Below are 8,595 nucleotides of genomic sequence, written 5' to 3'. Positions count from 1 at the left end.
CGGGCCGGAGCGGGGCGCGACGAGGAGGCGCGGGTAGCGTGGGCGCATGGCCAGGGCACGGATCGAGGACGCGGCGGGATCGGCCGCGGTGGGCGAGGTGCGGGCGGCGCTCGCCGCCGACGAGACCGCGCCACGGCCGGTGACCGCCATGGCCGTCCGTTGGTTGCTGCAGGTGCTCGCCGACGGCGAACCCGGCGCGACGGTCGAGGTGCGCGTCCCACCGTTCGGCGCGGTGCAGTTCCGCGAAGGACTCAGTCATACGCGGGGCACGCCGCCGAACGTCGTCGAGACCGACGCCGCCACCTTCGTGCGACTCGCCACCGGCGATCTCAGCTGGCAGGAGGCGCGGGCCGGGGCCCTCGTGTCGGCCTCCGGCAGCAGGGCGGACCTGACCGGCTACGTGCCGATCGCCTGGCAGCGGGGCTGACCCGCGCCTCCTCGGCGGTGCCTCCGCCGTGGTCGCCCTTCCAGGGCCCTGCTCGACGTCGAGAGGGGCGGCGGCGGGGGTCGGCCTCCTCTGGGATGATGGGCGGGTGACGAACGCACCCGACGACCAGCAGCGACCCGAGCCCGTCGTCGAGCCCTCCGCCGATCGCGCAGTCGAGTCGATCGTCGAACGCGACGAGGTCACCGTGCGCCGGGCTCCCAAGGTGCCCGTGTTCTTGATCATGGGTGCGGCGCTCGGCGTGGTCGTGTCGCTGATCGTCACCTCGCTCTTCCCGTTCGACTCGGGCGAGGGCGTCGCGCAGACCTACGGGTACATCTCGCTCTGGGGGCTCACCATCGGCGGGGCCGTCGGTTGCGTCGTGGCCATCGTCGCCGAGCAGGTGACCAGCCGTGGGGCGAAGCGCGTCCAGGTCGAACGCGAACGGCTCGAGATGCCGATCGACGACGAGGTCGACACGGCGCCCCGCCCGGTCACCGACGGCGAACCCGACCGCGACTGACCTCGCCTTGCCGAGCCGAGCCGAGCCCAGCCAGGCCTCACCGAGCTGAGCCGAGCCAGGTCTCACCGAGCCGCGCCAGGCCTCGCCTACCTGCCGCGTGCCCGGCTGACGGCCCGGGTCAGGCCCCGCGAGCCCGCCGCAACCTGGTGAGCAGCTCGGGGCCGCGGGCGTCGAGGAGGCGGCCGCCGCGTCGGATGCCGATGATCGTCAGCACGAGACCGAGGACGACGCCGACGACGAGCGTCGCGAGCCCGAGGATCACCGAGCCCTGGACCAGCGCCACGACTCCGAGCACGAGCTCGGGCAGCGACAGCACGAAGACGATCGCCCACGAGGCGTAGAGCCCGAGGGTCGAGGTGACGTTGGCCCCGGGCGGTGACTTGAAGGGGCTCTCGCCCGCCGCCGGGACGGGCATCAGGTACAGCGCCGAGGCCACGCTCGACACGCCGAACCCCGTGAGCAGCAGGCCCAGGCCGATGCCGAGCAGCGCCGGGGCCACGTCGAATCGGCCCACCACGGCCAGGGGGACGAGCGTGGCGAGCACGACGGAGGGCACCGCGAACAGCGAGAGCGTGAGGACGCGACCTGCGCGGTCGGCCGCACCCGCCAAGCCGGTCGCCAGGTGTGCGGCGAAAGCCGTGCCGTCGTACGAGACGTCGGCGGCCAGCGTGATGGCGAGGAGCGCGGCCACGGCCGGGCCGATGGCGTACAGCGGCCAGGTCGTCTCGAGGGAGAACGACAGGAAGATCGCCAGGACCGGCATCAGCGGGACGACGATCAGCGACCCGCCGTACCGCGGGTCGCGCAGCCAGTAGACGGCCGTCCGGGCGGCGACCGCACCGGTCGGCGTCGCGGGGAACCGGGCGAAGGGCCCGAGGCCCTTGGACGCCGCGGTGGCCGTGACGGCCGGGGGAGCCACGAGCGCCGTCGCCAGTCCGCGTCGCCAGAGCAGGAGGAGCGCCCCCAGGGTGACCAGGGCGATGAGGGCCTTGAGGGCTGCCTCGCCCGGTCGGCCGAGGGCGACGTCGCCGGGGATCGACCAGGCGGCGCCGAGCGGGCTCCACGACAGGGCGTGGGCGACACGGGGCAGGTCGTCACCGACGGAACTGAGCCCCTGGCCGACCAGCCCGATCAGCGGCCCGGCCAGGATGAGGGGCACGAAGATCGCGACGCTCATCAACTCGCGGTAGCGACGTTTGGCACCCAGCGCGCTGGTGGCGGTCTCGACCGCGCGGGACGCCGCGACGCAGACGAAGACGCCGAGCACCCCGCAGAACGGCGCGAGGACGGCCGAGAGAGGGTGGTGCAGCCAACTGAAGGTCGTCGCGAGGGCGGCGACGAGCGTGACGATGCCCGGGATGCCCAGCAGCCCGGTGACGAACAGGGCGACGAGGAGCCTGTCGGCGGGCAGGGGGAACGGGCGCAGCTTCGAGACGCTGAGGGTCTGGTCGTAGCCCCGGGCGACGAAGGGCACGACGATCCAGCCGACGACGGCGAGGGAACCGCCGAGCACGCCGGCCGTCCAGGCCCAGCGTTCGGGCGCGAACGAGAGTGCGACGAGGCCGACCACGACGGCGGCGAGCACGCCGAGGCCGTAGAGCCCGCCGATGACGGCCGCGACGATCTGCCAGGTGCTGCGCTTGAAGCCGTTCAGCAGCACCCGCCAGCGCAGGCTCAGGAGGTGCGCAACCACGACGGCCCCTCGTTGTGCTGACGGCCGCCGACGAGTTCGACGAAGCGGTCTTCGAGGGTGGAGCCGGCGCGCACGTCGTCGGTCGTGCCGGCCGCCAGCACGCGCCCGGCCGCGATGACGGCGACGTGGTCGCACATGCGCTGGACGAGGTCCATCGAGTGGCTCGACACGATGACCGTGCCACCGTTCTGCGTGTAACCGTGCAGGATGTCGCGGATGTTGGCGGCCGAGATCGGGTCGACCGACTCGAACGGCTCGTCGAGGACGAGGAGGCGCGGGGCATGGACGAGCGCGCAGGCGAGCGCCACCTTCTTGGTCATGCCCGCGGAGTAGTCGACGACGAGCGTGCCGCCGGCGGAGCGCAGGTCGAGCAGGTCGAGCAGGTCGCCGACCCGCTGGGCCGTCGTCTCGCGGCTCATGCCGTTGAGCAGGCCGTGGTACGTGACGAGCTGCTCGCCGGTGAGGCGGTCGAACAGCGAGATGCCGTCGCTCAGCACGCCCACGAGCGACTTGGCGTGCGTCGGGTCGGACCAGACGTCGACGCCCAGCACGGCGATGCTGCCCGAGTCGGGACGCAGCAGACCGGTCGCCATCGAGAGCGTGGTCGTCTTGCCGGCGCCGTTCGGGCCGACGAGGCCGAAGAACGAGCCCGTCGGCACGGTCAGGTCGATTCCGTCGACGGCGACCTTGTCGCCGAACGCCTTGCGCAGACCGGTGATCTGCAGGGCGGACGCCGGGGGCGTCGCGGTCGGTTCGGGGCGGGGCATGCCGACGTCGCTCATGGCCCCCAGCCTAGGGACGCCTGCCGACACCGCACCTCCCCCGGCGGGTGGAAGCAGGGGCGAGGTGCGGGTGGCGACGGCGGCGCGACTCAGCTGAGCTGGTTGGCCTCGACCCAGGCGAGGTACTCGGGGCTGACGGTGCCGGTGACGTACTCGCCCGTGAAGCAGCTCATCTCGAGCTCGGTGACGTCGCTGCCCTCGGTGATGGCCGCCTGCATGTCGGCGACCTCTTGGTAGATGAGGTGGTCGGCACCCAGTTCGCGGGCGATCTCGGGGATCTTGCGGTCGTGGGCGACCAGCTCGTGCCGCGACGGCATGTTGATGCCGTAGACGTGGGGGAACCGGACCGGGGGAGCGGCCGAGGTGAACGTCACCTTGTTCGCTCCGGCGGCGCGGGCCATCTCGACGATCTCGCGCGAGGTCGTCCCGCGGACGATCGAGTCGTCGACGATCAGGATGTTCTTGCCCTTGAACTCGCTCGACATCGCGTTGAGCTTCTGGCGCACCGACCGCTTGCGCTCGGCCTGCCCCGGCATGATGAAGGTGCGGCCCACGTAACGGTTCTTGTAAAAGCCCTCGCGGTACTCGATGCCGAGCTTCTGGGCGACCTGCATGGCCGCGGGGCGTGACGAGTCGGGGATCGGCATGACCACGTCGATGTCGCCGATCGGCGAGTGCGCGGCGATCGTGTCGGCCAACCGGTTGCCGAGGCGCAGGCGGGCGTCGTAGACCGAGATGCCGTTCATGATCGAGTCGGGGCGGGCCAGGTAGACGTACTCGAACGAGCAGGGGATGAGGCGCGGGCTGGCGTGGCACTGCTTCGACACCATCTGGCCGTCGAGCGAGATGAAGACGGCCTCGCCGGGGGCGACGTCGCGGACGATCTCGTAGCCGCCGGACTCGAGGACGAGCGACTCGGAGGCGGTGATCCACTCTTCGCGGACGCCGTCGGCGGCGAGACGGCGGCCCAGGACCAGCGGGCGGATGCCGAAGGGGTCGCGGAAGGCCAGCAGACCGTGGCCCGCGATCATCGCGATCGCCGCGTAGGAGCCCTGCACCCGGTCGTGCACGCGGGAGACCGCGGCGAAGATCTGCTCGGGGTCGAGCTCGCTGCCGTTGACCTGCTCTTGCAGCTCGTGCGCCAGCACGTTGACCAGGAGCTCGGTGTCGCTGTTCGTGTTGAGGTGACGACGGTCGACGTGGAAGAGCTCGCTGGTGAGCTCGCGCGTGTTCGTCAGGTTGCCGTTGTGGATCAGCACGATGCCGTAGGGCGCGTTCACGTAGAACGGCTGCGCCTCTTGCTCGTTGCTGGCCGCGCCCTTGGTGGCGTACCGCACGTGACCGAGGCCCATGTTGCCGAGCAGGGCGCGCATGTCGCGGGTGCGGAAGCCCTCGCGCACCTGACCCTTGGTCTTGTGCACGTGGAAGATGCCGCCCTCGGCGGTCGCGATGCCGGTGCTGTCCTGCCCCCGGTGCTGCAACAGGAGGAGCGAGTCGTAGACGAGTTGATTTGCTGGCTCGTGCGCGACGAGACCGACGATGCCGCACATGCGGATCTGGCTCCAGACCGTAGAGTTGGGGTTACCGCGACAGTCTAGAGCGACACCGAACGGATGAACGAATGGCGACCTCCTCTGCCCACTCGACCAGCGCCTCCTACGCCGCAGCGGGGGTCGACACGGCCGCCGGCGACCGGGCGGTCGAGCTGATGAAGGCGGCCGTCAGTGCCACGCACGGCCCCGGTGTCGTCGGTGGCGTGGGCGGGTTCGCCGGGCTGTTCGACGTGTCGTTCCTCAAGGACTTCGACAAGCCGTTGCTCGCGACGTCGACCGACGGCGTCGGCACGAAGGTCGCCATCGCCCAGGCGCTCGACAAGCACGACACGATCGGGCAGGACCTCGTGGGCATGGTCGTCGACGACATCGTCGTCGTCGGCGCCCGGCCGCTGATCATGACCGACTACATCGCCTGCGGCCGCGTGGTGCCGACCCGCATCGCCTCGATCGTCGAGGGCATCGCCCGCGCCTGCAGCGCGACGGGGACCGCCCTCGTCGGCGGCGAGACGGCGGAGCACCCCGGCCTGCTCGGGCCCGACGACTACGACGTGGCCGGCGCCGCGGTGGGTGCGGTCGAGTCGGGGCGCCAGCTCGGCCCGCACCTCGTCGGCGACGGCGACGTCGTGCTCGCCCTCGCCTCGTCGGGCGTCCACTCGAACGGCTTCTCGCTCGTGCGCCACATCCTGGCCTCACGCGACCTCGGCTACGACGACACCCTGCCCGAGTTCTCGGGCACCGTCGGCGAGGCACTGCTCGAACCGACGCGCCTGTACACCTCGCCCCTGCTGCGCGTGCTCGACGACCCTGCGCTCGACGGCGCGATCCATTCGCTCAGCCACGTCACCGGGGGCGGCATCGCGGCCAACCTCGCCCGCGTTCTCCCCCTCGGGTCGTGGACCGAGGTCGACCGTTCGACCTGGTCGCCGCTGCCCGTCTTCCGGGTGCTGAGCGACCTGGCCGGCTCGACCCTCGAGTCGAGCGAGGGCACCTGGAACCTCGGCATCGGCATGATCGCCGTCGTGGCCGCCGGACAGGCCGACTCGGTCACCGCGGCCCTCGAGGCCGACGGCATCGCGACGTGGCCCGTCGGCACCGTCTCGACCCGGGCGCGTGACCTGTCCGGCTTCGAACAGGGCGCCAAGGGAGTCGACGGAGGCGCGGTGCGGCTCGTCGGGTCCTACGCGGGCTGATCACCGGCGACGTCGCGTGGCGTTCGTCCGGCGGCGGACGTACGATGAAGCCACGCCCCTGCCGGGCGTCCTGACGACGACGTCAGACCGGACGACGAAGGAGTCGACCCATGAGCACCACCCGCATCCCCCTCTCCACCGTCTCGCGCGCGGCGGTCGCCGCTCCGCGCAGCGCCCGGATCAGCCGCGTCCCCGCCCAGCCCGCGCCGCTGCGTTCGTCCGCGTCACCCGTCACCGGCGGGCGCAAGGTCGCGGCCCTCACGGCCGGCGGCATGATCCTGCTGTTGGTCGTGGGGCTGCTGCCCGCGGTCGCGACGCTCGTCGGCGGCTGAGCCGCGCCTCCTGACCGTGGCCCCGGCGCCCGGTCGGCCCGTCACCCGGTGAGCTGGTGACACACGACGACGGCCCCTCGAGATCGAGGGGCCGTCGTCGTGTGGCGTGCGTGGTGCGGACTCAGAGGACGCAGAACTCGTTGCCCGCGGGGTCGGCGAGGACGACCCACGACACGTCCGTGTCGTCTTGGCCGACCTGTGCGCGGACGGCCCCGAGCGACTCGAGCCGCGCGACCTCGTCGGCCTGCGTCGCCTCGCGGCTCTGGCCGTCGACCGGCGTCGGACGGAAGTCGAGGTGCAGACGGTTCTTGACCGTCTTGGCCTCGGGGACGCTCACGAAGAGGAGCCCCGGCAGCGTGTCGGCCGTCGGACGGATCTCGGGCTCGTCGTCGTCGACCGAGACGAACACCCACCCGAGGGCGTCGGCCCACCAACGGGCGAGCCCGGACGGGTCGCTCGCATCGACGACGACCTGCTCCCAGGCGAGGGACGAGGACGAAGAGGTCATCAGCCAGCCGGCCTCAGGCGCTCTTGTTCTGGTCGTGCTCGGTGTCGTATTCGTCGTCGAAGTCGTCGGCCCATTTGTCGACGTATTCGTCGCCGGAGTCGTTCTTCGTCGCCAACTCTTTTTCGAGTGCACCGTAGTTGGTGTCAGGGCTGAAGTACTTCAGCTCTCTGGCGACCTTGGTGTGCTTGGCTTTTTGACGGCCGCGCCCCATGCGTGACCCCCTCTGAACTCGGCCCGGAAACGGTGTCGGACGACCCGGGAACTGCCGACAGGATGCTGGTGAAAAACTGGACCGATCTTATCATGTACCCCTAGCCCCGGCTGCCGCCTCGGACGGGCATGATGGTCCGGATGACTGCAGGGGGCGAAGGCGAGCGGACGAGGGTCCTCGTGATCGGTGCGGGCCAGGCCGGGTTGTCGGTCTCGTGGTACCTGCGCCGGCTCGGACTCGAGGTGGGTCGCGATCTCGTCGTCCTCGACCGGGGCCCCGGAACCGGAGGCGCGTGGCAGCACCGCTGGGAGAGCCTGCGGCTGGGTGCCGCGCACCGGGTGCACGACCTGCCGGGCATGGCCGAGCTGGGGCTGGGGTTCGCCGACGCCGACCGGTCGGCCCCGGCGCGTGACGTCGTCGCCGACCGGTACGCCCGGTACGAGGACGCGCTCGGGCTCGACGTGCGGCGCCCGGTCGAGGTGACCGGGGTGACCGGGCTGGGCGACGGGTTCTCGGTGCGGTGGGCGAGGCGCGCCTCCTCGGGGGGCGCTCCGGCTGCGGCGACAGGGCCGGGGTTCGGCGCTCTGCGGGCCGAGGTCGTCGTGAACGCGACCGGCACCTGGGGCGCCCCGTTCGTGCCGTGGTACCCCGGGCGCGACACCTTCCGCGGGCGTCAGCTGCACACCTCGGACTACCGGGCGGCCTCCGAGCTCGAGGGGCTCGACGTCGTCGTCGTCGGCGGCGGCACGAGCGCGATCGGATTCGTGTTGGAGCTCGACGGCGTCGCGGCCTCGACGACGTGGGTGACCCGCCGGTCGGTCGACTGGCTCGACCAGGGCGAGCTCGACGTCGAGTCGGCCGTCGCGGCGGTCGCCGCGCAGGACCGCGCGGCACGGGCGGGGCAGGCGCTGCCGAGCATCGTCAGCGGGACGGGCGTGCCCCGCACCCGGCGCTTCGTGTCGGGCATCGAGCGCGGCGTGCTGGTCGAGCGGCCGATGTTCGCGACCGTCGAACCCGACGGGGTGCGATGGGCCGACGGCACCTCCGCCCACGCGGACGCGATCGTCTGGGCGACCGGGTTCCGGCCCGAGCTGCGTCACCTGGCGCCGCTCGGACTGCGCTCGGCCGACGGGGGCGTGAGCGTCGAGGGCGGCGCCTCCACCCTCGACCCGCGGCTGTTCTTCGCGGGCTACGGGCCGCAGGCCTCGACGATCGGGGCGAACCGGGCCGGCCGGGCGATCGCCCGTCAGGTGGTCGCGCGGTTGTCGGAGAGCGACGCCGAGCGCCGACGGCAGGGGTGACGCAGGCGATGCCCGTGCGCGGGCTCGCCCGCGTTCGGCGGGAGGGTGCGCGCACCATCGGCGGCGGGGCCAGCG

The 8,595-nt window shown here is 72.2% G+C and carries 10 protein-coding genes; 5 read left to right on the top strand and 5 right to left on the bottom strand.

Annotated elements, in window-relative coordinates; genetic code table 11:
• Window positions 1–46 precede the first annotated feature (46 nt).
• Both IFT36_RS13755 and IFT36_RS13750 read left to right on the top strand, forming a co-directional pair.
• Entirely contained in the window at window positions 47–427 is a 381-nt protein-coding gene (locus IFT36_RS13755) for a sterol carrier family protein (protein ID WP_123572021.1), read from the top strand.
• Between the two features lie 106 nt (window positions 428–533).
• Entirely contained in the window at window positions 534–947 is a 414-nt protein-coding gene (locus IFT36_RS13750; RefSeq protein WP_159825800.1) for a hypothetical protein, read from the top strand.
• Between the two features lie 118 nt (window positions 948–1,065).
• On the opposite strand, the gene IFT36_RS13745 is transcribed toward IFT36_RS13750, so the two are convergent.
• The 3 genes from IFT36_RS13745 to purF all read right to left on the bottom strand — a co-directional run bounded on the left by IFT36_RS13745 (window position 1,066) and on the right by purF (window position 4,972).
• Window positions 1,066–2,640: a transporter gene (locus IFT36_RS13745; RefSeq protein WP_200413410.1), complete on the bottom strand. Its 1,575-nt coding sequence runs from the start codon at window positions 2,638–2,640 to the stop codon at window positions 1,066–1,068.
• Window positions 2,622–3,422, bottom strand: a complete 801-nt coding sequence (locus IFT36_RS13740; RefSeq protein WP_233568550.1) for an ABC transporter ATP-binding protein — start codon at window positions 3,420–3,422, stop codon at window positions 2,622–2,624. The genes IFT36_RS13745 and IFT36_RS13740 overlap by 19 nt, the downstream gene beginning before the upstream one ends.
• Before the next feature lie 89 nt (window positions 3,423–3,511).
• Complete coding sequence (gene purF, locus IFT36_RS13735) at window positions 3,512–4,972, bottom strand: amidophosphoribosyltransferase (RefSeq protein WP_056049492.1); 1,461 nt, start codon at window positions 4,970–4,972, stop codon at window positions 3,512–3,514.
• A gap of 71 nt (window positions 4,973–5,043) precedes the next feature.
• Between purF and purM the strand changes: the two genes are divergently transcribed.
• Both purM and IFT36_RS13725 read left to right on the top strand, forming a co-directional pair.
• Complete coding sequence (gene purM / locus IFT36_RS13730; protein WP_173151996.1) at window positions 5,044–6,168, top strand: phosphoribosylformylglycinamidine cyclo-ligase; 1,125 nt, start codon at window positions 5,044–5,046, stop codon at window positions 6,166–6,168.
• Between the two features lie 110 nt (window positions 6,169–6,278).
• Window positions 6,279–6,500 carry a hypothetical protein gene (locus IFT36_RS13725; RefSeq protein ID WP_123572025.1) on the top strand — a complete coding sequence of 74 codons (222 nt, stop codon included), beginning with the start codon at window positions 6,279–6,281 and terminating at the stop codon, window positions 6,498–6,500.
• 121 nt (window positions 6,501–6,621) lie between these two features.
• Here the strand turns inward: IFT36_RS13725 and IFT36_RS13720 are convergent, their stop codons facing one another.
• Window positions 6,622–7,008 carry a VOC family protein gene (locus IFT36_RS13720; RefSeq protein WP_200413409.1) on the bottom strand — a complete coding sequence of 129 codons (387 nt, stop codon included), beginning with the start codon at window positions 7,006–7,008 and terminating at the stop codon, window positions 6,622–6,624.
• 13 nt (window positions 7,009–7,021) lie between these two features.
• On the bottom strand, window positions 7,022–7,219 hold the full coding sequence (locus IFT36_RS13715; RefSeq protein ID WP_056227242.1) for a DUF3073 domain-containing protein: 198 nt from the start codon (window positions 7,217–7,219) through the stop codon (window positions 7,022–7,024).
• Window positions 7,220–7,359: 140 nt separating this feature from the next.
• On the opposite strand from IFT36_RS13715, the gene IFT36_RS13710 reads away from it, so the two are divergent.
• Complete coding sequence (locus IFT36_RS13710; protein WP_200413408.1) at window positions 7,360–8,520, top strand: NAD(P)-binding domain-containing protein; 1,161 nt, start codon at window positions 7,360–7,362, stop codon at window positions 8,518–8,520.
• Window positions 8,521–8,595 lie beyond the last annotated feature (75 nt).

The sequence above is a fragment of the Frigoribacterium sp. CFBP 13605 genome, assembly GCF_014839405.1.
GTDB lineage: Bacteria > Actinomycetota > Actinomycetes > Actinomycetales > Microbacteriaceae > Frigoribacterium.
The sequence above is the reverse complement of the archived record's forward strand: the minus strand, read 5'-3'. Positions and strand labels throughout refer to the sequence as shown.